Source organism: Nostoc sp. C117, from assembly GCF_043099735.1.
Classification (GTDB): domain Bacteria; phylum Cyanobacteriota; class Cyanobacteriia; order Cyanobacteriales; family Nostocaceae; genus Nostoc.
The window spans coordinates 2169314-2193204 of the sequence record NZ_CP170991.1 but is presented as its reverse complement, the minus strand read 5'-3'; the positions used below and the strand labels follow the sequence as shown (position 1 = coordinate 2193204).

Here is a 23891-nt window from a genome sequence, read left to right as displayed (position 1 = left end):
AGTATTTACGTTTGTAATCAGTGAAACTTACGATAAATCAGTAAATCCACCACTAACTGACCCAGCCGGTTCAACACCTGAAAACTCTATACAACTCATTCCCTGCATTCTTGAGCATCAGCGAATATGTGTATTTTATCCAGAAAAGTTTAGCCATCAAGGGGCTAGAATTGTTACGATAACTTCAGATTAGATATTGAAGCCTTGATCCAATCTGAAACCTTAGATTTATTAGAGTGGCATCGTCTATGCCAGCACCTTGCCACCTTTGCGGCAACTAAATTGGGTGTTATAGCTGCGCGTAATCTGAAAATACCTGATTTTCAGCGAGAAAGCGAACGGTTGTTAGAGCAAACTAAAGAAGTCTATCAACTAGAAAGTCGCCTGACTACAGGACTATCATTTGAGGGAATTCAAGATATCGGTGATTCCTTAGAACGGGCAGAACGCGGCGGAATTTTGACAGGAGATGAACTATTAGCGATCGCCACCACCTTGGCTGGAGCAAGAAATTTGCGCCGTGCCATTGACAATCAGGAAGATTTGCCAATATTAACTGATTTGGTTGCCGATTTGCGGACTTACCCCGAACTAGAACAGGAAATTCATCGCTGTATTGATGAACGGGGACAGGTAACCGATCGCGCCAGTCAAAAACTCGGCGAAATTCGCACAGATTTACGGCGATTACGCTCGCAAATTACCCAAAAACTGCAAAATATCATTCAGGCGAAATCAGGGGCAGTTCAAGAACAAATTATTACCCAACGGGGCGATCGCTTTGTCATCCCTGTGAAAGCACCCCAAAAAGATGCTATTCCTGGTATTGTTCACGATAGCTCTACCAGTGGTGCAACACTCTACATCGAACCTAATTCGATTGTCCCTCTGGGCAACCAACTGCGGCAAATCATTAGGCGAGAACAAGCTGAAGAAGAAGCGATTCGCCGTGCTTTAACCGAACAAGTAGCCGCAGTCAAACCAGATTTAGAAAGATTGTTAGCAATTGTTACCAGTTTGGATTTAGCGGTTGCCAGATCGAGATATAGTTACTGGTTAGGAGCGAATCCTCCACGATTCATCCAGCCCCAAGAAAAGGAAATGATTACTTTGCGGAACTTACGGCATCCTCTGTTAGTGTGGCAGCAACAACACGAACAAGGGCAACCAGTAGTTCCCGTAGATTTACTCATAAGTCCCCATATTCGAGTAGTCACAATTACCGGGCCAAATACTGGCGGTAAAACTGTAACCTTAAAAACTCTAGGGTTAGCAGCATTGATGGCCAAAGTGGGTTTATTTGTCCCCGCCCGCGAACCAGTAGAAATCCCCTGGTTTGACAAAGTGCTAGCAGATATTGGCGATGAACAATCATTACAGCAAAGTTTATCTACATTCTCTGGGCATATCCGCCGGATTAGTCGAATTTTGGAAGCATTGGGGAATGGAGGAGATGAGAAAGCAGAGGAGCAGGGGAGCAGGGGAGTAGAGGAAGAACTTGATACTCCTAACTCAACCCTCAATACTCAACACGGGTTAAACGCCCCGCTACCGCACTCAGCACGGGCTAAACGCCCCGCTACCGCTAACAGCACTCAGCACTCATCACTCGTTCTGCTCGATGAAGTAGGCGCAGGCACCGATCCAGTTGAGGGTAGTGCTTTAGCGATCGCCTTATTGCAATATCTCGCTAATCATGCCCAGCTAACCATTGCCACTACTCACTTTGGCGAACTGAAAGCCCTAAAATATGAAGATGAGCGGTTTGAAAATGCCTCTGTAGAATTTGATGAAAGTACTCTCTCGCCTACTTACCGTCTATTGTGGGGGATACCTGGGCGTTCTAATGCCTTAACAATTGCTCTGCGCTTGGGATTGAAACCAGAAGTGGTAGAACAAGCGAAAACTCAAGTGGGAGAAGCAACAGATGAAGTCAACCAGGTCATTGCCGGGTTAGAAGCTCAACGTCGCCGCCAGGAAACCAAAGCTGCGGAAGCTCAAAATTTGTTACAGCAAGCAGAACGTTTGTACAAACAAGTATCTGCCAAAGCTTCGGCCTTAGAGGAAAGGGAAAGCGGTTTGCGGGCTTCACAGGAACTAGCAGTGCAACAAGCGATCGCCCAGGCAAAAAGTGAAATTGCCCAAGTGATCCGCCGTTTGCAACAAGGGACGCCCACTGCCCAAGAGGCGCAGCAAGCAACTAATGCCTTAAATCAAATTGCCCAGCAATATCAGCCAGCAACCCCAGCCAAACCCAAACCTGGGTTTATGCCCAAAGTAGGCGATCGCGTCCGTGTTCCCAAACTAGGACAGACAGCAGAAGTGTTAACCGCCCCCGACGCAGATGGAGAGTTAAGCGTTCGGTTTGGGCTAATGAAGATGACTGTCAAGTTGCAAGATATAGAATCTTTAGATGGTCAAAAACCCGAACCAGTCGTCAAAAATAAACCAGCCCCAGTTACACCACCAGCGCCAACTGTTCCAGCAATTCGTACCTCGCAAAATACTGTTGATTTGCGCGGTAAACGGGTGGCTGATGCAGAATTCATTTTAGATAAAGCCATCTCGGAAGCTACAGGCCCAGTGTGGATTATTCACGGACATGGTACTGGTAAGTTGCGACAAGGTGTCCACACATTTTTGCACCAGCATCCCAGAGTGAAAAACTACGAAGCCGCAGAACAAGCAGATGGGGGTAGTGGTGTTACCGTCGCACATATAAATTAGACATCTCCCGAAAAGAATGTCAGTCTAGGTGCATCTCATTCTGTATTCCAAAATACAGATCGTCAAGTAAGGGGTTAAATATGATGTTCGGTTGAAGACTTATCATTAGGGCTGATACGGGGACACCTAGATGCAAAGAAGTTTTAATAATAAAGATGACCCAGACTTGATATAGGACCCCAACTATTTATTACACCTAGCGCGGAGGCGGAGTGTCTCCGTCTCCGCTCAGTTTCAATATTCGATCAAAACTGGCAACAAACTAACTTTTAACTGACAATTCCCAGATTGTTGTACACTTCGATTAAATTGCCATCAGGATCGCGAAAATGAGCTGTACGGATTCCCCAATCGGGGCGATCTAATGGTTGAGTTACAACGATCGCATCACGATCTTTTACTTGCTGATAAACTTCATCCACGTTATCAACTGCAAAAATCAAGACAATTTTATCCCGATTGGCAACATATGAAGGCTGATCGATGCTTGGAACTACTTTGGCCATTAACTCTTTTGTGAACAAACCCAGCTTGAGATATCCAGTATTAAACTCAGCATATCCGCTATTTTCATCTCCCCAATCGACATCAAATTTCAGCAGATCGCGGTAGAACAGAAAAGAATCTTTGTAGTTGGAGACAAGCAGTCTCAGGTGTGTTAGCTGAAGCTTCATAAAAACCTCGTTAGGATGTGTGGAAACCACTTGACTGTCTTAACAATGCAGGAAATACGACTCAACTTGTTTTAACAAGTTTTCCTCTTTTAACCCTCGTCATCAAGCGAACGGGATTCCTGACAACTGTTAGCTTAATAAACCATTTGATTAATTCGTAGCCAATTAGCTCTATAAATACTCTGGGTTCCTATCCTTGGGAAGGCGAAACGCCTATGCGTTTAAAAAGTTACGAACTTATAAGCATTACTTTAGTCTACTAACTGTGAATTCTTGGTTCTGGGTGTAAAGTCGCCAGCAGCTCGCTTTCGACAATTGCCAATTCATCAAGTCGTTGCATGACAATTTCCTTGTCGAAGTAAGTAGCAGCTAAAACCCAATATATACCGTAGTGACGCGCTTCAGACGCCATTAAGCCACGATAAAATTTTGCTAATTCTGGCTCTGGACAGTGAGCAGCCAATAATCCCAGGCGTTCGTGACTGCGAGCTTCAATTAACCCGGTGACTAATAGGGAATCTAAAAATCGCTCAGGTTCTTGAGGACGTACAGCAGCTTTTAAACCTGCGCCGTAGGGAGGAGGTGGTAGAGGAGCCAAGGAAATATTCCGGCGTTCTAACCATTGGTTAACTAGCTCAAAGTGTTCTAGTTCTTCGCGGGCGATCGCTGTTAACTCCCGCACCATTTTAGTATTAGAAGGGTAGCGAAACATAAAGTTCAAGGCCACACCTGCCGCTTTCCGTTCACAGTGGGAGTGGTCAAGTAAAATAATGTCTAAGTTAGCGATCGCTTGTTCCACCCAAGCAGAACTTGTGGCCTGTTTCAGGGCGTTAATAGTCGGTAACTGAGTAAGCACAGAGTCAAAAAACTCCAAAATTTAAATTTGGCTGAGTACCCCAGCAAATTGATTTTATATCATGTCTGCTTCCAGACTTCAGGACTTAGACAAGTGGCATATATAGCAGAATTCAGGAGTGCAGTCGGAGACGCTCTGCGGCTTGGTATCATAATCAACTACTCCCACTCTGCTAAGAGCGTTTAGAAGTAAAATACCACCGGGCTTTGAGACGAATCGTTGTCTACTTCATCTTCCTGCAAACCCGCTGTATATTTTCTATCATTACGAGCGCTCGTTGGTTCGCAATTTTTCTGTTAACTTTGTTTAACGCGATCGCTTCTAGCTGAAAATTTAGACAATCAGGCTTATCTAGCAATCAGAATAAGCTGATACGCGTCTAAAGTATATAAACACTCTTGATAGTCGTTGACAGTTAACAGTCATCAGTCATCAGGTAAATGTACAAATTAAATGCGTAATAGCTTATATTAATCATCCGTATTTATCCTGGGTTATAGTTATATTTAAGACATTCAACTATTGAGACAAGAATCAATAATAGTATTAGGTTCTAAAATATTAGCCATGTGTAAATCAATTGACTTTCTTTATCAGGTATTTGCTATGAAATTTTATGAACAGATAATTCCAATTCACAGTGTACAACTTTGACAACTGTCCACAAAAATGTTGCGTGTCTCAAGCTCATGGTAATATTATTTTACTGTTAAAAGATATTATTTTATACCTCACATTGCAAACATGCTGAAACCGTTAGTTAGGTGTGCTATCTCCAAGAAACAAAACATTATTCAATATGCCACCAGAATCAGCTAAAACCTTACTGGATAACATATAAGGATTTTACAATTCTGGATATACAAGGTCTTAAATAGGTAAAACATTCCTTTTTTAGGAATCACTACAGCCAGGGAGGTCTATTATTAAACCTTCTAAAAATGGCAAAAAATAGATTTAAATATAAAAAAATTGACGCAATGTCAGTTGTTTTTCGTATACACAAAAATATCGAAAAGCCAACTTTGTCTTGTCAATACAACCTGAATATTTTGCGTTTGATCTAGATGATATTTATGTTGATTTATCTATATGAGACAGTTGTATCTGATTCGTGAAAACCTAGCCTAACCTTGACCGAATGAGGCAAACACTTAAATTTAGCAAATGATTTAAGACTACTATAGCAATCCTGGTTTAGTAACGACTGGATTATTCACAACCTAAGCAAAAGTAACAGGAAAAACATGAATATGATTATGCGTTTGTTTGGAGCATTTATTTTCCAAGTATCTGCGTTGATCTTGATGTCTAACGTCGCCATGTCCAATGAAAAACCTATAGACACCAACATCCTGAAGACTCCTGCTGTTCCTCAACAGAGAACAACTCAAAGGATTTGCTCTTTAGATCCCATTGAAGATTTATTACCTCCGACACAAACAAAGACAAGTAATTCTTTGCTTTCTTACCTTGCTGAACAAGGTTTTACACAGAATCAAGAGGGCTCTTGGGTTTGTTATGCGAACGATCCTAAACAAGAAGGGCGTTACTTTACTCTGTTTAAGGTTAAACAAGTTGATAACAGGCTCATAGCAAGTTCTTTCTTAGATGAGGGTAGTCTGATTCAGGGTCAGGAAAATCGTAGCTTAGACTTCTTCATGATGGTGATTGACCATCATATGAATACTAGTCAAGAGAACCGTCAAGGTATACGTAAATATTTAGAAGCCTTTGTTTCCCTAGTCAAGCAAGGAAAGATTAAACCCACACGTCGTGGGTTTCTTTTTGACCAACCAAACAGAGCATTGGTCTTATATCACACACTCTCATCAGGAACCCTCAAAGGTACCGGAATCACGATCAATATTTATTTACCTAAGAGTTGAAGTAGTGAGTCGGGACTAGGGAATGGGTATTAGGGACTGGGTAAGAGTTTTCCTAACCCATACCCAATTCCCCATCCCTACCCAATGCTCAATACCCAAATACCCAATGCCCAATGTGAGGTACATCTTGCCTAAATCAACTGTAAAAAGAATTACGATGCCATTCGCGGAGGGTCTCGCAGAAAAGGCGCTTCGCTCAGCGACCATCGCATTTTCATCTGTTGTATTAGTAATTACTAGTACATGTCAGTCTGCTTTTGCCCAGTTAAATATTGGCCGTTATGGTATCCAACAAGGATTGGAGTCCGAGTATCTCCAGTACCAAATCAATAACCAGAATCTAAGTCAGATGCGAGTAATTCCTGCATGTAATGTGGGATTTGGTTTAACTTGCAATAAAACTGGAACAGTAATCCAGCGATTACTTGATTTAAACGGTGGGTCTAGTTATCAAAACCTACTGATACGAGCAGCTGGCGGGGAGAAAAATTTCCAGAATTTTGCTCGCTTTTACGGTAACAATCCGAATCTCTCTGCGGTGCCTTACGCCTCATTCTGGAGAAACCAATCCTCCACAATCATGGATGGATCTCAATATGTTCTTGGACAAAATTTTGGTCGCAATCCAGTAGAAGGACTCGGACTTGTCACCAAGCAGTTTTACTGGGCACCTTATTCAGGAGTCAATAACTCGGTTAGCCTCCGTAATGGATTGGTAGACTTGAAATTGTCATATGGACGACTTCTCTTTGAAGAGGCCTCAAAAATTCCCAACATTAAGGAGCAGATTCAATCTCTAGGCCTGTCGCCAGAGATGACGAATTTTTATTTAGATAAAATCTCTACAGGCTTAGAGGCGTTGAATTCTGGAAATCAGAACCAACTCCAACAGAGGATTTTTGAAGTCCTGTCGTTTCCATATTCTGAAGATGGTGGGGAATTTGGACGCCCAAATAATGCCATTCCACAAGAATTTAGTCAGCTGTTGGGAGAAAATATTCCAGGAGATATCTTGGTGGGTAACAACCCACTCGCTTTGGAGGGAGAAACAATAGCTCTAGACACTTTCCCTGGCTCTGTGGGAGATGTTGTGGTACAAGATAATTCTGATTCTTTTCCACTCTGGCCAATAATCGGAGCTGGAGGTCTTGCTTTAATTCTGCTTCTATTACTAAATGGTGATAGTTCTTCTTCAGATTCAACTCAACTATCTGTTTCTTCACCAAATACACCTTTGTCTCTGACCAACAAAGGTGAATGCGATCTGACACCCAATAGTAATGGTTCCGATCGCATACAGATTATTGAAATTCCATGTAATATTACTCCTCAAACCCCTACAGAAGTGAAGAAGGTGGTGGAGCCATCTACGATTAAAGCCTTTGTATTGCTAATTCTTCTACTATGCATAGTCCGTTACAAACAGCGGGCTTTAAAAATGCGTAGTTCTTAACTATGACAGCAATTTTGTAAAAGTATGATGTTAGGCAAATAAATATTGCACTGTAGCTAGTAGTCTACCAACCCAAAATTGCTAGGTTTGGACTGGGAAAAGGGGGCTGGGGTTGGGGGAAGGAATTAAAACCTTTTCCCTTTTCCCCTTACCCTTTACCCCGCCAAGTTTCCTTGGCGAACTACTACTAGTCTGTCAAATTCATTTTGACGCTTAGAGAGACGCGATAAATCACCGTCTCTACAGACAATTTATCCATCAATTTTTTCTTGACAGACTACCAGTGGGGGCTGTCTTTTTGTCAATAGTTATTAGTCCTTTGGGTTTACAAAGGACTGTATAAAGATTTGAAATTTTCAATGCCAATAAACCTGCCTCGATAATTGGGTTTTCAAGGCAGGTCTAATGTGTTTTTATCTATTACAGGAGCGAAAAACGCGCCCTTGATTTTGGGCGCTCGTAGTCAGTTAATGCTTAGAAGTTGTAACCAACACCCAGTAGTAATCCAACGTCAGTTTGATCCATAAAAGCAGCATTGACAGCGCCGTTCAAGGTAAATTTAGAACCTAGAGGAACGTCTACACCACCAGTTAACAGTAATCCAACGTTGGTATTGGCGTTAGCTTCAATAGCTACACCAGCACCGATGTAAGGAGATATAGAGAAGGTTTCTTCACCGACTGAACCTGCTGTGCGTGGAGAAAGATCGTAAGTCAAGGGAACCAAAAACACTGTGTCATCCCCAAATATTACCGATGGTCGCAATGATAGATAATTTGTTAGACCAAGTTTACTAATGGCTGTAAAATTACCATCGCTCAAAGCTGTATCGCCGCCGCTCAAACCAATGTTACCGGCAACTCCGACATAACTTCTGCCACCACGAGTAGCTCTACCCACAGTAGGAGGTGTATTATTGGTGTTTCCTGTTGGTGGTTGATTTAACTGACTAATGTTAACATCAGGCGGGATCAGGACTTGGTTAATTGCATGGATAATCCCGTTGCTGGCTTTGACATCCGCCTGGAGAACTCTGGCATTATTGACTGTGACTTGATTGTTAGCGCGATCGATTTGAATATTTACAGGTCTTTCTTCAGAGGTTGTCAGTTCACCATTTGTCAGCTGAGTAGCAGTTAACGCACCAGGAACTACGTGATATCTCAAAATCTTAATCAATGCTTCTCTGTTCTCTGGTTGCTGTAACTGTTCTAGGGTAGCAGCAGGTAGAGCAGCAAATGCATCGTTAGTGGGAGCGAAAACTGTATAAGGACCAGCTTGTTGAAGAGTTTCTGCTAAGCCAGCTGTCTTTAATAATGAAGTTAAAGTTGTAAAAGAATTACTGGATGCAGCAAGAGCAACAATGTCGCTACCTGTTTGAGTACCGCCAGGAGTTCCTGCAACAATATACTGAGTAGCTGGAAGATTCCCAGCAATGGGTTGTAGTCTTCCCTGTTTAACTAAAGCTTGATATAAAAGTGCGGCTGCTTCAGCACGAGTCAGGGACTGTTGCGGATTAAGTTGTTTTACATCTGGATAGTTGACAACAAGATTAGATTGTGTTGCTGCTGTCACACTACTAACGGCATAATCTGGGATAGCTGAGGCGTCGTTGTAGTAAGTACTAAGGTCAGTACTTGTTCCACTACTGCTACTAGTTAAACCTAAACCATTGCTTAAAGAAACGATCGCCTGTACTTTAGGTATTTGTTGATTTGGTCTAAACACGTTCCCAGGATAGCCTGACAAAAATCCAATTTCGTAGGCGTTCTGAATTGCTGAAGCCGCCCAATACCCACTAGGAACATCACTAAATCCACCTGCACCTAATTGGCGAATTCGGGTTTGATTGCCGAAAGCTTTTTGAATTAGGGCCGCAAATTCGGCACGAGTTACAGATTGATTAGGCTTAAAAGTACCATCAGGAAAGCCACTAATTACATTATTGTCAGCTAAAGCTTGAATAAATGGACTTGCCCAGTAATCTGAACTAACATCTGACAAATTAACCGTTGAAGTTGGGGATGGAGTAGCAGATGGAGTGGTAGTTGGAGTAGTAGTTGGGACAGTCTCTTGAGATAAAGCTGGTACAGAAATCACAATGGGAGCTACTGTAGCAGTTGTCATTCCCAGAACTAGCAAAGCAACTTTTAATGATGAGTGACGAAAGAAACTAAACATTACAATATCCTCCCGGAAAATTTACTTTCTATTTAGATTTTTGAGGAGCCGCAGATAACACTAAGAATAATTAGACATGCCGTGGTCATCTGATATGTTACAAGAATAAAGAAAGCTAGTAGAACCCAGCGATTTTATCAACATCTAAAATCGCAATTAAGCAATATATGAATTAGCTCTTGATAGCTGTATCTTTAATACTTGCAGAGAAAGGTTAATAGGGTCAAGCTGAATGCATCATAAGATTTAGTAATATTTAATAAAGGAAATGTGTGTGAGTGATATGATAATATTCTTAATCAATTACGTAAAATATACAACTAACTAATGGCTGGATTTTGAGGAAAAGCTTTCACTCTTTAGATAGTTGTCGGAAATGGTAAATTTCAAAATGCTAGACAATAAATGAGCTACGCAATCAAAATTTTCAAGCACGATCAATCCCAGGTTTTTGGCTGGGGATTAAACTGCTTTGAAAATAGGGCATTGGGCATGGGACATGGGGCATTGCAAGAGAGATTTTCATTTTTCCTTATGAGTGCAACTCATGGAGTCTCTTGCAAAAGTTAATCTCTTGAAAAGAATATCATATCCGCCTAATCAGTTATCAAAAAAATTCTCTGCGGACTTGCGTTCGCGGAAATTCCGAGTTATGGCTTTCGAGGATCGGACTTCTCTGCCTGTCTGGGTGTCAGTCTAAATGATAAGTATTCAACCAGATATGATACTATTTTTCTCAGTTGGATAATTCTTCTTCAATAATGTGAATCGACGAATTTGCATAGCGATTAGGATATGCAAAAATCTGATTCTTGAAGAGTCACTAGGACGATGGTGGGTGTGTTTGCAGACGAACAAAAACCACGAAAAGTTTCTTAACTTGAGAATATATTGTTAACTAGTCACACTTTGAAGAATCAGGCATAATTGCTTCTTGAAAATTTACGCCGCTGAAGTTAGCTCCAGTCAAGTCAGATCCTCTGAGATTTGTTTTTCTAAGATTCGCTCCTGTCAAATTTGCCCGCCTGAGGTTAGTCCAACTCAAGTCAGCTTGGCTCAAGTCAGCCTCATTCAAGTTAGCACGCAACAAATATGCACCACTCAGGTGAGCTTTGGTCAGATTAGCTTTATACAAATCAGTTTTGTAAAGATAAGCCCCTAACATTTCTGCTTCATATAAGTTGGCCTCGCTTAAGTCAGCCTCAATCAAGTTAGCTTCAATGAAGTTGGCAAAACAGAGGTTGGCGCGGATTAGTTTTGCTGCATCTAAATCCGCACCTCTTAAGTCAGCGCCTTTTAAGTCAGTTCCAATCAGATTAGCATGAGCGATCGCAGCGCCTCTTAAATTCGCCTCACTCAAGTCGGCACCAATCAAATTAGCATCACTCAAATCTGCTTTTGTAAGTGTCGCACCGCTCAAGTTAGCAACACTAAAGTTAGCACCGGTCAAATTAGCTTCAACTAGCAAAGCTTTGTAGAGGTTTGCGCCACTGACTTCGGCACCGCTGATATTTGCCCGTACAAGCAAAGCATTGCTTAAATCTACCTTGCTCAAGTTTACCCCCTGGAGGTCTGCACCTCTGAGGTTATACCCTTGCAGATTCGCGGCGCTGAGGTCTGGTTGAATGTGAGGATTTTTTTTTCTCCACTCAGTCCATGTAACTGCACCTGCTTTGAGTAAAGCCAGATGCTCTCGATTTGCCATTTTCTCTCCTTTATCATTATTAGTGCTGAATTAGGAGTAACTCTTCAGTCAACAGTCAACAGTCAACACTCTTCATTCCTGACGTCCACCTAGAGGATTTGCCCGGCCAGGTACACTTTCAATGGCCGTTAACGCTCCCGCCGCACCTGCTAGAATATCTCGTTCTTGTCCACCTAAGTAAAGCCGTCCAAAACTACCTACAGCTTGAACTTCAAGAATGTTAATTGACGCCGCTTTCTCCGCTTCATTCGCAGCCAAGGCAGCGTAAGCAGCAGGTTCTACTTCTAATACATATAACGTTTGTCCTGCTAATAAAAGCTGTCCCCGGCGGCTGCGATTGATAAGTTGTGTTTGGTAAGCATCGATATTGCGGATAATTTGGCTAGAAACAACACGCGGTTTCAGACATTCCTCTCTTCGGACTCCCAGTGTTGCCAAAATGGCTTGACCAGCAGCTCGCGTTTCGCCTTGGGAGCTAGAATGAACTTCTAATAGACCATACAGGCGTTCAACTACCTGTACTCCGGGACGCACAGAGGCAGCTTTCAGAGCTACATCCGTAATTTTATTAATTTCGATACCAGGGGAAATTTCAATCCACAGTGATGTATCTCCTGGTAATGGTAAAAAACCTTGGGCTACTGTTCCCATATATGCTGCATGTTGAGGTTGCAGGTTGTCGAGAAACACGAAACTGCGTAGTTCTATTCCCAAGATTTTGCTCTCCAGTCATGAGGGTAAAAGTTATCTATTGCAAGATATGAGTGCCTAAATTGCAGCATTTTAGCCACAAGTCAAGGATGGAAAAACATAAAGTCCAAAAATTTTGCTGTCGATAAATCTTACACCTGAGAAGTACGTGATATTAAAAACCGCCTTGATAATTGTACAAGCTTTATTGGACACAAATCGCTGTCTGCAATGGCTAAATTTAGCAGTGTTTGGGTCAATTTACTGATACAGTTGATGTGACAAAAAAGTTTTTAGCTAAAGTGAAGGGAAAAAAGTTCGCTGGACTTGTGCCAGTATCTTTAAAATGCTGCCAAAAGGGTAGGCAATGTAATTCACAGCGCTAAGGTTTACACATTGACAAAGTGGACAAGAAGTTGTATTTAAGCAAACAAGGGAATAACAGGCTATTCGTTAATTAATTTTGACTGACAGGGCGATCGCAAACTCAGTACCTTGGCTTGAGGTTGAGTTAAGTGCGATCGGTCTAGGGACTTCCAACTAAAAAAATCCCATCGCTTTGACAAGCAGGGGAAGCAAAGAGCGCAGTGGAAGCAGGGGAGGAAGAATCTAATGATCATCTTCCTTCCAAAATTGAATAATTTAATTTCTGGAAGTCCCCTACGATGTTTTTCTACCAATACCTTTCAGTTAAGGATTATTGGTCTTTAAAGAGGCGATAAATCGCGTTTCTACATCAGGGTTTTAGGTTTATCTGAACTGTATTGGTTTTTCTACCACAATTTCAAGAGCGATGTTTGACCACAAGCCGCTTTGCGTCTACGCTAATCCCAATCTGCTGCATTTTCCTAAAGTTTTGGTCGTAAACAGATGTCCCTGGGTAGCCCAAGCAGGAACAGAGATTGAGTCTTGGAAATTACAGTATTTTTAAGGATATCAGTCAGCTAGCTAAAGTGAAAATGATGGGTAGACTCAAATAGTCACATATCTTGGAAAATTTCTATGGGCGCTTATTACGGTTCTATTCACATTCGCTCAAACGACATCGAAGAAATTATAGAGATTGTAAAAAGGCTTGCTGCACAGGAAAAACTAAAATTTTTAATTTCTCCCTGTATTAATGGTTGGATTAGTGTCTATTCTTCAGAAAGAGGGCAAAATCCTACAGTTGCTGAGGCGATCGCCCAGCAATTTTCCGGTCATTTACTCTATCTAAGTCTTTATGATGACGATCTTTTCGATTACATCTATTACAGAGAGCATAAACTGGTTGATGAATATAGTTCAAATCCAGACTATTTTGAGACTATACCTAGAGAAGAGAAAGAAAGATTATGTGGAAAGCCTGAAGTTTTTGCCGATTTGCTAGCTGAACTGCCAAACAATCAAACAACTATTGAAGAGATTGCTGAAGTGTTAACAGTTGCCTCTGAAGAAGAGCGTGAAAAACTCTATCAGAAAAGCCTAGAATTATTGAAACGTTTACAGGTCAGTGAAAACCATGCTGCTCTTAACGAGTTACCTTATGATGAAGTTTTTGCAGCAGCAAAACAATTTGCTGATTTTGCTCAACTTTTCAACATCAGTAATGCTTCAATTTGCTATGAATATCTTCAAGATGATGAGGATGAAGAAATTGAAAGATGGTCAGAATTTTTTCACATTCCAGATCTATCTATTGAATTAGCACATAAGCAGAGAGAAAAAGCTAGGATAAATCAAGCTCTAACTGAATTAAATATATCAGGTATCTTATTACTTACAGTGTCCAGTCCTACTCCTAGTGAGCAGTTTCCGCACCAACCAATCTTTGTACCTGAAAAAACAGGTGGGTTTTTTATAGGTTGGTATGGACATCATAATCAACCTCTGGAAATCAAACACTATACTGCACCTTGGAATAATGAACCAGAAAATCTCGATCTACCGCTAGAAAAAAATGCTTATGTGATGCAAATTAGCCCATCTGGAAAATTTTTAGCATTAGGTCATGCTAGCGGATCTTGGCAAGCTACCCTATATGATTTGGAGGAAAAACAATTGCTAAAAACAATTCCTCATCTTCGAGCTACTAGCAGTGTTCAATTCACTCCAAACGAGGAAATGCTAGTAAGTCGTTCAGAGGAAGAGATTGTGTTTACTTCTATTGAAAATTTACAACAAATTGCAGTAATTAAAGTTGGGCACGGCTCTAAAATTGCAATTCATCCAGATGGTCGTTACTTATTGGCTGATGATGGGGGTAAATCAAAATTAGCCATTATCGATTTGAAGACTCAAACAGTAGTTAAAGTCTTATCAACCGCAGAATTAGACAGGACAGCATGGATGGCTAGTGTCCAACGAGGTGAAGGAGTAAATGCTTTTTCCGCTAACGAAATGATTTTCAAAATGGACTTTAGCCCAGATGGACGGTGGTTAGTCTGTGCAATGCAGCAAGGAGTGCGAGTGTTTGAGTGGAATGAGGTTTTCTCGTCACACAGCAAATTACCACTTCCCATAGTCGGTTCTTCGAGTGAGGTTATTACTGTTGGCGATCGCGGTAGCCGAATGGCAACAACTTATGATGTTGCTTTTGACTGGCAGCGCAATGTCATACTGTCTTGCGGAATAGAGGGTAAAGTGAAGTCTCTTGACTTAGCGACTGGAGAATCTAAAGTTTTATTGGAGATACCTGGAAGACCAGCCATTATTCAATTAGATCTATCTCGTGATTTGGCTACGTTCTGTACGCATTCAATACACGATATGTTTGAGCGTAAGCCAGAGCCGATTGTCCAAATCTGGAATTATTTAAGACTTGCTTAATGCTTGGCGAGTTGGTGCGATCGCAAATTTAATAGTTAGCTTTCACCATATCCCCGCGTCAGAGCGTCTTTTCATCCCTGTAGCCATCTGCTTTACCGTCGCGGTTTGTGCATCTAAAAAGCTACAAACTGACCTCTGTAGATTACGGCAATGCGATCGCTCCTGGTCATTACTTCTTCTAATTCACTAGAAATATAAATTGCTGCACCGCGATCGCATATATTAAAACTTGCAGAATATTTAGTATTCTAAAATAATGAATAGCTTTTTTGATTAGAGTTTTTGAGAGAATATTCTATGACTATTTGGGTAAATGAGCAAATCGATCCGTCTGGGATGATTCATGCATGTATTGCTTGTTGTAATGAATCTCAAGCTAAAGATTGTCATCATTCCTTTGAGAATAATTTGACCGAGACACAAAAGGCAGCAGGGTGGGTAGCACGATTACGCACAGTCGATTCTTGGGATGAAGTTCCAGTCAATTCTTTAAAACTCAATTAATTAGCTGGTATCGAAAGTTAGCAAAGAACTGAAGAATATCGTGTTATACCAGATTACCTTTATTTTTTCTGTTTCTCTTGCAGCTAAACTACAACGCACCTTGTCTTCTCAGACACTTGTCTAGGCTAACTTGGCTGAGAGTTATGCAATTTTGAGTTTGACTGCAAACACCCTGAGTTCAAGGTTATTTTTTGGCATTTTGATTCGGGATGTTTTCCAAATCAACCTAGCAAATCTCATTAACAGAGGTTAATAAAGGATAAAAATCAGATTAAAGTTATCAAATTATTAGCAATAACTTCCAAAAAAAGTAACCTTTTAGATAAATTTGATGTTTTTATTGAACTATTAAGAGTTATCATCAATACCGTATATTAAATTAAAAAACTTGCAAAAACCGAATCAATTTAGTGAACTATCCCAGAGTTTACGCTTCGGAGCAAGGCTATCCCATTAATTTAGTTGGCGAAACGGGACAAGCGGTTCAAATTTCAATTCATGCCCCCACTCAATATATCTGTGCCAACTGCGAACGGATATTACCAGATTGGAAAGGTCAGGCATTTTTACGAGTAGTGATTGTATTACAGCAATCGCGTTATCAACTAGTGGAAAAGACTGCCCAAATAGAGATAGAGAAAGAACGCTTGCGAGAAAATTTTATGAGATTTGGCTGTGATTTGGCATTTAATCTGCGCGATCGCGGCTATTTAACAGACTTAATCGATCCTCGTACAGGGTATCCTTTATTATCCCATCCCGGAGCAATTCCCCACGACGATACGGCAGTTGTCAAAACTTTACTCAACTATCCAGTGATTAAAAATCAATGCCGTGTGTTAGTTCATCCTGAATGGGGTGCAGCAGTTTATCCTAGCATCTTGATATCAGAAGCTCCCCCAATTGCGATCGAATCGATTACTAAAGTTATAGCTGTGATGCATGGCTGGAAAGAAATTGATTATTAGTCATTGGGCATTGGGAAAGCGATCGGGTTTGGTAGCTATCACTCTAACCTCTAGCTTCTCTCCCATAAAATTGATATTCTGGTTTTCGTTTTAGGACACATTAATTACTTAAATTTTCTTTATCTAGAGAGTATGTTTTTTAAGTAGTCTCTGAGCTGAGGTGTATTTTTTTCAGTTAACAAATATATTATTCTCGCGTACAATAGAGTTATTATTAAGATTGCTGAAATGTAACAAAAATGTTGAGTGTCAGGTTGCCATCTTTCTTTTTTAATCACCAAAGATAGAATAAATATTAAGAATGGGAGATGTGTTAAATAAATTGTGTACGAAAATTCAGCAACCCAGACTGAAATCCCGGTAATCATATTTTGATTTTTTTCTCCTTGCTGAAAAGACATGACCAGTATTAGAAGAGAAAAAACAATACCTAAAATTAAATCAGTATGGCTATTAATGACATTGAATCGAATCGTTATCAGAGTTATGATAACTAAAATATATGCTAATGCTAAAAACAACGACTGATATCTTTTTGATAAATTTTTATTTTGGGGAATTAATAAAATTAAACTTCCAAGTAACCATACTAACAATCCTTCATCACTCCTCATTTTTACCCAGAAAAGTAATAAGAATAAAACACTTGTATAAATGAGACATTGATTAAATCTTTGGAAATTGATAACTGTCAGGATGATAACTGGCAGTGTTATGTAGTACCATAACTCGTGGCTTAGACTCCATAGCGCTCCATTTGAGCCTAGTGTAGGAAAATAAATATTTTGTAGGAAAAACAAATTCCCCAGAAATATAGAGGGGCTAATACTATTTACAACTGGCTCAGGAATAATATTTGTGCCCAAACGGCCTGAATAAACAATAGACTCTCCTTGGAAAAGGAAGTTACCTACTAGATCCCAAGTAAGTCCGAGGAGTAATGCTGGTATTAGAACAATCCACAGTCGTGAGAGACGAGCTATTAAATATGATTTCCAAGTAAATCTATTTTGTTGCAAGGTTTTGAAAACTGAGTTACCAATCAACAACCCACTAAGAACAAAGAAAGCAATAACAGCTTCATGAGCAAAGCCAGTTATAAAATACAAGAATCTTACGAATAGATTGTTTTGAATCGTAATCCGATCGTAGTCAACAAAGTATAAATTTCGGAGATGACTAATAAGAACTTCGATAGTTGCGATCGCTCTTAAAAAATCTAGCCCTATAGAGAGTTTGCTGCTACGTTTTATTTCAGCTATCGATAATTTTTCTAACAAGATCAAACTTTTATGAGCCATTATTTATGCAAAATTAAAGCTAACTTCAATTTCATATTTTTATCATCTATTTTTACCAATTCCAGCTATGATAAACTGTAGGCGATGTCGAATCAAAGGTTGGATCTTTGTTTCCGCAAAATTTGCTACAGCTATTGTTGCTGTAAGAGAACAGGAGAGTCGCAGCAAAAATTCCCATAACGTATTTGAAAAATTAGGAATTTTTCCGATTAATAACATTATAGGAATGTGAAATATATAAACAGCATAAGAAATCGATCCTGACCATTTCAACTTTTCCAAAGGCTCGACAGTTGTTCTGATAGGAAGTAGCAATGCTGCTAACACTAATAAAATTAAAGCAGCAAAATATGTCGGATAAGTAAGTAATTTATGTTGAAAAGCTGCAATTGTAACAAAAACAGATGGTAGTAGAAAAGAAACTACAAAACAAAGCTTTTTTAAAATTTTGCTACCTGTATTTTGTGTTAAGGCGAGGAAAATGTAAATAACGAGAGGAATACAAAAAAAATCACTCAAACCCAGTGGAGAAATTATTGCACTTCCCAAATGGAGACCATTTAAAATAGCTCCTCCGTTACCGTAAGCTCCGGTTGCTGCAACTAATATTAGCATAGACCAGAGTGGTATTTTATTTTGCAACGATCGCTCAGTCTCAATATTATAAAGTTGCGGCTTGGGCACACAGAACCAAGATAAGTACATACCTAAGAGCCAGAAAACTAAACCGCTTAGATAGCTGGCTATAATTTTACATTCCCCAGGATATAAGCATAGAAAACATACTAGTATAATAATGCTGAGGATAAGATTAATGAAGATAGTTTTTTTATGTGGCAAAAAAAGAGCAATCAGTAGAAAAATAAGATAATAAATTACTTCGTAGCCAATTGACCAAAGCACGTTGTTTCCAGCCAAAGGTGCAACAAAGTGCGGGTTTAGGAAGATTAAATGGCCAAATACTTGGTTGAGGTTTGTAAATCCACCGATTGCGGACGAGATGATTACAGTCAGCAGATAAAGAGGATAGATACGAATAAATCTTTTGAACAAGTATTTCTGAGGTGAAAGTGGCTTATTGGGAGGATTTGTTAGCCCAATTACGTAGCCTGATAAACAGATGAATATCAAAACCCCGACGTGAGCAGGACTAGTGAGTGAGATTATATATTCCGGCCAAGGATAAGATAGTCGGTAGACAGGATCAAAGATTTGCCAAGACAAGGCATGTGAAAAGAAAACCCACATTGCTGCTAAACCACGCAGCCCTTCTAGGGCATAATTATATTCTTTTGAATGATACATCATTAATGATGAGAAATGATTTTGCTAGCCTACCAAAAGCGATCGCTAAAGTTATTTGAAAAATTTTTTATTTAACGTTTTAATCTTTAGTAAATCCCCCAAATGACATTATTAATGGTTCCTTATAAGTCTTTTTCACCCATTCTTAAAGTGCATTGGAGGGATCTTAACAGAACCTAAACTTTGACGAATACTTGATGTCTCACCTTACACCCCAGATTCTGATTTAATATCTTTGCGTTCGACATAATAGGAACCCAAAACCAGTGCATCCATGTGAGTTCTCAAAAAGCACTGAATGGCTTCTGTAGGCGTCCGAACAATCGGTTCATTTTCGTTCAGAGACGTGTTTAAAACGATGGGAATACCAGTACGTTCAGCAAAGGTATTAATCAAATCCCAATAAAGGGGATTAGTTTGGCGACTGACACTTTGTAAGCGTCCAGTACCATCGACATGGGTGACAGCGGGAATTTGCTCTCTTTTTTCGGGGCGAATTTTAAAGACTTTTTCCATAAATGGTGCTGGTTCATCAACCTCAAAGAATTCGCCTACCCGTTCTTCTAAAATACTAGGAGCAAAGGGACGGAACTTTTCTCGGAATTTGATTTTCAGGTTAATGATATCCCGCATATCAGCACGACGGGGATCGGCGAGGAGGGATCTGTTACCTAAAGCCCTAGCAGCAAACTCCATTCTCCCTTGGAACCAACCGACTACTTTACCTTCACAAAGGGCGTCAACAACGTGGTTTAGCAGTGCTTCTCGCTCTCGGATTTGAGGTTGTAAATCGTGGGATTGCAATGCTAGCAAGCATTCTTCATCAGTAAACTCCGAACCCCAATCAGCACGATCTAAAACAAACTTACGTGGTTGCTTGAGCAGATGATTCCAGATAAAAAAGGCTGCTCCAATTGATGTACCATTGTCAGCAGCACCCACGGGTATATAGATATTCTTAAAGGGAGTATTTTGAGTAATCTTACCATTGGCAACAGAATTCATCGCTACACCACCTGCTAAACAGAGATTTTCACTCTTGTAGCGATCGCTCAGTCGATTAATTAAATGAAAAATTATCTCTTCCGTTACTGCTTGCACAGAAGCAGCAATATTTTGATGCTTCTGGGTAACTTCTGACTTGGAATTTCGCGCCGGCCCCAATAATTTTTCTAGTTCTGGACTATGGAAAGGTTCAACAATGGGCGCTCCATCTTCCCACTTCATGGCAATGCCTTGCTCGTGGTGAGTGAAGTAATCTAAATTCAACTCAAAACTATCACCTTTGGGATAAATAATTCGTCGAAACGCTTCTAAATATTCTGGTTCTCCATAAGGTGCTAATCCCATCACCTTATATTCATCTCCATAGGCAGGAAACCCTAAATAAAGGGTGATGGCATTGTAAAGATAACCGATGGAGTGAGGATAGTGAGTACGAGAAAAGTACTCTAAATGGTTACCTTCACCCCCAGCTGATAGCGTACTCACAAAGTCTCCCATCCCATCAATAGATAAGATGGCTGCTTTTTCAAAGGGTGAAATGAAAAAGGCACTGGCGAGGTGAGTTGTATGGTGTTCTAGGTTATGGATTGTAGCCCTAATCTCTTCAGGTGTCGAATAACAAGCTTCTGCTAATTCTTGCTTCAGACTTGTAGATTTACTTTGTTTGTTAAAGCGATCTAAAAGTGATGATAAAGAAGGGCGTTGCTGGAGAGTAAACAAAAGTTTGCGATTTAGGTTAGCTTTGGGGTTAAAAGATACCGCGACACGATCCAAATCGGCTGCACTAATACCACCAACTTTCAGGCAATAGCGAATAGATTCTGCGGGAAATCCAGCCCAATGTTTAACTCGATTAAATCGCTCTTCTTCGACTGCGGCAATCAATTGACCATCTTGAACCAAACAAGCTGAAGCATCACCGTGGTAAGCGTTAATTCCGAGAATATTCATTATAATTAAGTTGAAGTTTGAAGGATTGAAATTTTTAAATTGCTCAGATAGCAGCAATGTGTAAAATATTGGTATGGGCAAGCAGCGCCTAAAACCTCAAAGTATCAAGACTGAAATACGGCAGTCTACAAGTAAATGAGGAACAAAATGCAGCACTCAAGCATCAGATAGAAATAATTTATACTTCCTGCCTCTTGCCTCAAAACCCGTAGCTTTGTACCTCATACACAAGAAAACTGCTGTAATTCATACTATTTTATTTCAGATAGACGATCGCTAACAAAATCTAAAGCAGAATTAGCAATTGCTAAAATATTATTTCCTTGTTGTTGTTCAAGTGTGATTGCATCAACTTGATTGGTTACAGGATTATAGGTATACAACCCATAGCCATACTCTTGAAGTAAATTTACAATGTCCTGCTTCTGGTAACCAAAATTCTTGACAGCATCATTAATCTCCATAATCCAAACATGAGGACGCTGTTGTTTGAGTAGAGAAATTGCCCCTTTCATAGCTAAGAGTTCTGCTCCTTCAATATCCATTTTGACTAAGGTCAGTTCAGAGATAATTTCAATTGGTAGTAGATTGTCAAGTGTATCAGTAGGAACTGTAATTGTGTTTTTAGTTACATCTGAGGTAATAAATGGCATGGAATCTCCCTCAGCCAGATTGAGCGCAGTATTTCCAGTAAAATCAGAAATTGCGATCGCATAAGGTTGAACTTGCCGGAATTGGTTAAGTGTTAGATTTTCCTTCAGACGGGTGTAATTTTTAGGGAGTGCCTCAAAGCTGTAAATTGAACCAGATTTAATTTTAGAGGCAGCTAGGAGCGTATAGATACCCACGTTAGCACCAATGTCAATAAATGAATCCCCTGTCCGTAGGTATCGCAGCAGAAAATTCATTTCATCATAGTCATATAGCCCACAATAAAGTGCAGTGGCGGCAGAATAACCATCTGGATGACAGCGAATTTTTACCCCTGGAATAATTTGAATATCAAGATATCTTCGGGTTAGGCGTTTATAAAATTGCCAACCAATGAATTTCAGAATCGACTGGATTTTTTGCTGTTTACAATTAGGATGTGACCAAATATATTTAATAGTGTCTATAGCAAATAGGTTAGAATTCATGGGTAATTATTATATCGGTTTATCACTCAATTTCACACATCTGACTTTGGTAATTTTTCGGATTCAAATAGCCTAATAGACAAAAGAATTTCTGCTAGTACACGTTGAAATGCATAGTACCAACCATGCCAGCCATCTAAAATACCGCCTTTGAGGATCAGACAGTAAATCAAGATGATCCAGGGAGCGAGTATTTTTTGTTTACGGATGCGATCGCTAAAACTAAGTTCACTTTCTGGAGTCTCTAGTAGTTTTTTAGCTTCAATCACCATATAACGGTCTTGTGCCCACAACCAGCGGCTGAGGGGTTTACGGTCATCGTGGTAAATACAGGCTAAAAGTTGTCTAGAATTTCCCTCGACAATTACGCGATGCGCGTGTCCATCGTCTTGGTAAATCGCTTTTTGGGGCTGATATAAAACTTTACGTGGTGGTAGTAAAGTACCCCGCAGAGGTTTACCAAAAATACAGTATTTAAATGGCACAATATAACTATTAATTTCCGCTTCTTCGGGTAAATATTTAATTTCCTTAATTAATTCTTCACTGAGGATATAGTCAGCATCTAGGGAAAGAACCCAGGTAGTATCAATTTTTGATAAGCCATAATTGCATTGATTGGCAAATGAATCAAATTTTCTGTAAAAGACTTCTACTTGAGGATAATTTTGCAGAATTTCTCCGGTATCATCATCACTATAGCTGTCAATAACAATAATTTTCTTTGCCCAGGTCAAGCGCTCGATAGCGCGATGAATATTTGGGGATTCGTTGTAAGTAAGAATGAGAGGAGTAATTCTCTCTAGCATAGATTTATTAGCCTAAATCAAAACATCAATAACATCATTGCGAAACGCTGCTACGGTCTCAGGTAATATTTGTCCTGCTAGAACGGGAACGCGACAGTTGGCTTGGATGTGATCGGACGTAAACATTGAGGCAATCACGACCTCACAAGTAATCGTTTGGTTAAGAGTAGCGAGAAGCTGAGCAAAGAGAGCGATCGTATCTGCTTCATAGGTGGGATTTAGCTCACGGAAATTTTGCAGAAACCGGAAAGGAGAGTGAACAAAAAAGGAAACATGGTGTAGATGTTGCGGCAAGGTAAATAACTGTAAACACATGGGAGTTTGAATGACAGATCCCTCAAGCAAGCCACCTTGATGCAAATGCTGTAGTCCAGCCAGCAGATCGCCTTCAATGCTGAAGCCGTAACGTCGAATTTTACCCAACTTTTGCATCTGCTGAAACCATGTCACAACTGCTTCTAATCCGGGTCGCTCAGGTTCATAATTATGAAGCAACAGAACATCTAGAAAGTCTGTGCGTAGTGCTTTCAAGCTTTGTTCAAAACTGAATCTCAGGGTTTCAACATCGTAGGTGTGAGTCGGCTGAAAACTATTAGCCGCAATCTGCTTGACAAGATGGCGACTTGCAGGTAAAAGATGGTATATTGGACGACCGATCGCCTTAGCAAAAGACTTTAGTGGGGATCGGCGGCTGGGGAGAATACCACACTTACTAACGAGTGTGTAGCTCTCACGGGGATACTGAGAGAGAAAATTACCCAGTAATTCTTCGGCTTCACCCCAACCATAGGATCGCGCTGTATCAAAGTGACGAATGCCTGATGTATAAGCCTTATCTAAAGCTGCCCAACTTTGCCGCTTACCAATGCGACCGAGGATTGGTGCAGTGCCAAAACCTAAAGAATAATATGTCATCAATAATATGT

General features: G+C 40.2%; 17 protein-coding genes and 1 pseudogene. 6 read left to right on the top strand and 12 right to left on the bottom strand.

Features of this window, described 5'->3' with window-relative positions; translation table 11 throughout:
• The first annotated feature begins 204 nt into the window (after window positions 1–204).
• A complete protein-coding gene (locus ACFG4S_RS10085; protein ID WP_392534659.1) occupies window positions 205–2727 on the top strand; it encodes an endonuclease MutS2 in 2523 nt (840 codons plus the stop codon).
• A gap of 269 nt (window positions 2728–2996) precedes the next feature.
• Here ACFG4S_RS10085 and ACFG4S_RS10080 read toward each other — a convergent pair whose 3' ends face one another.
• Complete coding sequence (locus ACFG4S_RS10080) at window positions 2997–3401, bottom strand: VOC family protein (protein ID WP_392534658.1); 405 nt, start codon at window positions 3399–3401, stop codon at window positions 2997–2999.
• Between the two features lie 259 nt (window positions 3402–3660).
• Window positions 3661–4257 (bottom strand): tRNA-(ms[2]io[6]A)-hydroxylase, encoded by a 597-nt coding sequence (locus tag ACFG4S_RS10075; protein ID WP_392534657.1) that lies wholly within the window; start codon window positions 4255–4257, stop codon window positions 3661–3663.
• 1253 nt (window positions 4258–5510) lie between these two features.
• Here ACFG4S_RS10075 and ACFG4S_RS10070 point away from each other — a divergent pair.
• Both ACFG4S_RS10070 and ACFG4S_RS10065 read left to right on the top strand, forming a co-directional pair.
• Window positions 5511–6146, top strand: coding sequence for a hypothetical protein (locus ACFG4S_RS10070; RefSeq protein ID WP_392534656.1), 636 nt, complete (start codon window positions 5511–5513; stop codon window positions 6144–6146).
• A 157-nt stretch (window positions 6147–6303) separates the two neighbouring features.
• Complete coding sequence (locus tag ACFG4S_RS10065) at window positions 6304–7599, top strand: hypothetical protein (protein ID WP_392534655.1); 1296 nt, start codon at window positions 6304–6306, stop codon at window positions 7597–7599.
• Window positions 7600–8073: 474 nt separating this feature from the next.
• On the opposite strand, the gene ACFG4S_RS10060 is transcribed toward ACFG4S_RS10065, so the two are convergent.
• From ACFG4S_RS10060 to ACFG4S_RS10050, 3 genes are all read right to left on the bottom strand, one after another.
• Window positions 8074–9780, bottom strand: a complete 1707-nt coding sequence (locus ACFG4S_RS10060; protein WP_392534654.1) for a fasciclin domain-containing protein — start codon at window positions 9778–9780, stop codon at window positions 8074–8076.
• Between the two features lie 898 nt (window positions 9781–10678).
• A complete protein-coding gene (locus tag ACFG4S_RS10055) occupies window positions 10679–11485 on the bottom strand; it encodes a pentapeptide repeat-containing protein (protein WP_392534653.1) in 807 nt (268 codons plus the stop codon).
• A gap of 72 nt (window positions 11486–11557) precedes the next feature.
• Window positions 11558–12199, bottom strand: coding sequence for a hypothetical protein (locus tag ACFG4S_RS10050; protein ID WP_392534652.1), 642 nt, complete (start codon window positions 12197–12199; stop codon window positions 11558–11560).
• 978 nt (window positions 12200–13177) lie between these two features.
• Here ACFG4S_RS10050 and ACFG4S_RS10045 point away from each other — a divergent pair.
• Window positions 13178–14983, top strand: a complete 1806-nt coding sequence (locus ACFG4S_RS10045) for a WD40 repeat domain-containing protein (protein ID WP_392534651.1) — start codon at window positions 13178–13180, stop codon at window positions 14981–14983.
• Window positions 14984–15025: 42 nt separating this feature from the next.
• Here ACFG4S_RS10045 and ACFG4S_RS10040 read toward each other — a convergent pair.
• Window positions 15026–15198: pseudogene (locus ACFG4S_RS10040) on the bottom strand (heme ABC transporter ATP-binding protein); the annotation flags it as partial.
• Window positions 15199–15280: 82 nt separating this feature from the next.
• On the opposite strand from ACFG4S_RS10040, the gene ACFG4S_RS10035 reads away from it, so the two are divergent.
• On the top strand, window positions 15281–15487 hold the full coding sequence (locus tag ACFG4S_RS10035; RefSeq protein WP_193923132.1) for a glycogen debranching protein: 207 nt from the start codon (window positions 15281–15283) through the stop codon (window positions 15485–15487).
• A gap of 410 nt (window positions 15488–15897) precedes the next feature.
• On the top strand, window positions 15898–16455 hold the full coding sequence (locus tag ACFG4S_RS10030; protein ID WP_392534650.1) for a methylmalonic aciduria and homocystinuria type D protein: 558 nt from the start codon (window positions 15898–15900) through the stop codon (window positions 16453–16455).
• 119 nt (window positions 16456–16574) lie between these two features.
• On the opposite strand, the gene ACFG4S_RS10025 is transcribed toward ACFG4S_RS10030, so the two are convergent.
• The 6 genes from ACFG4S_RS10025 to ACFG4S_RS10000 all read right to left on the bottom strand — a co-directional run bounded on the left by ACFG4S_RS10025 (window position 16575) and on the right by ACFG4S_RS10000 (window position 23880).
• Complete coding sequence (locus tag ACFG4S_RS10025) at window positions 16575–17735, bottom strand: acyltransferase family protein (protein ID WP_392534649.1); 1161 nt, start codon at window positions 17733–17735, stop codon at window positions 16575–16577.
• Window positions 17736–17798: 63 nt separating this feature from the next.
• A complete protein-coding gene (locus tag ACFG4S_RS10020; RefSeq protein WP_392534648.1) occupies window positions 17799–19064 on the bottom strand; it encodes an acyltransferase family protein in 1266 nt (421 codons plus the stop codon).
• A gap of 204 nt (window positions 19065–19268) precedes the next feature.
• Complete coding sequence (locus tag ACFG4S_RS10015) at window positions 19269–21017, bottom strand: carbamoyltransferase (protein ID WP_392534647.1); 1749 nt, start codon at window positions 21015–21017, stop codon at window positions 19269–19271.
• 251 nt (window positions 21018–21268) lie between these two features.
• Window positions 21269–22156, bottom strand: a complete 888-nt coding sequence (locus tag ACFG4S_RS10010) for an FkbM family methyltransferase (protein ID WP_392534646.1) — start codon at window positions 22154–22156, stop codon at window positions 21269–21271.
• A gap of 32 nt (window positions 22157–22188) precedes the next feature.
• Entirely contained in the window at window positions 22189–22965 is a 777-nt protein-coding gene (locus tag ACFG4S_RS10005) for a glycosyltransferase family 2 protein (protein WP_392534645.1), read from the bottom strand.
• A 12-nt stretch (window positions 22966–22977) separates the two neighbouring features.
• On the bottom strand, window positions 22978–23880 hold the full coding sequence (locus tag ACFG4S_RS10000) for an aldo/keto reductase (RefSeq protein ID WP_392534644.1): 903 nt from the start codon (window positions 23878–23880) through the stop codon (window positions 22978–22980).
• Between the last annotated feature and the right edge of the window lie 11 nt (window positions 23881–23891).

Bases quoted from the DNA above. Each gene is read 5' to 3' on its own strand.
- ACFG4S_RS10060 (WP_392534654.1), bottom strand. From the start codon at position 9,780: ATGTTTAGTTTCTTTCGTCACTCATCATTAAAAGTTGCTTTGCTAGTT.
- ACFG4S_RS10035 (WP_193923132.1), top strand. From the start codon at position 15,281: ATGACTATTTGGGTAAATGAGCAAATCGATCCGTCTGGGATGATTCAT.
- ACFG4S_RS10005 (WP_392534645.1), bottom strand. From the start codon at position 22,965: ATGCTAGAGAGAATTACTCCTCTCATTCTTACTTACAACGAATCCCCA.
- ACFG4S_RS10015 (WP_392534647.1), bottom strand. From the start codon at position 21,017: ATGAATATTCTCGGAATTAACGCTTACCACGGTGATGCTTCAGCTTGT.
- ACFG4S_RS10080 (WP_392534658.1), bottom strand. From the start codon at position 3,401: ATGAAGCTTCAGCTAACACACCTGAGACTGCTTGTCTCCAACTACAAA.
- ACFG4S_RS10010 (WP_392534646.1), bottom strand. From the start codon at position 22,156: ATGAATTCTAACCTATTTGCTATAGACACTATTAAATATATTTGGTCA.
- ACFG4S_RS10045 (WP_392534651.1), top strand. From the start codon at position 13,178: ATGGGCGCTTATTACGGTTCTATTCACATTCGCTCAAACGACATCGAA.
- ACFG4S_RS10055 (WP_392534653.1), bottom strand. From the start codon at position 11,485: ATGGCAAATCGAGAGCATCTGGCTTTACTCAAAGCAGGTGCAGTTACA.
- ACFG4S_RS10065 (WP_392534655.1), top strand. From the start codon at position 6,304: ATGCCATTCGCGGAGGGTCTCGCAGAAAAGGCGCTTCGCTCAGCGACC.
- ACFG4S_RS10020 (WP_392534648.1), bottom strand. From the start codon at position 19,064: ATGATGTATCATTCAAAAGAATATAATTATGCCCTAGAAGGGCTGCGT.
- ACFG4S_RS10000 (WP_392534644.1), bottom strand. From the start codon at position 23,880: ATGACATATTATTCTTTAGGTTTTGGCACTGCACCAATCCTCGGTCGC.
- ACFG4S_RS10070 (WP_392534656.1), top strand. From the start codon at position 5,511: ATGATTATGCGTTTGTTTGGAGCATTTATTTTCCAAGTATCTGCGTTG.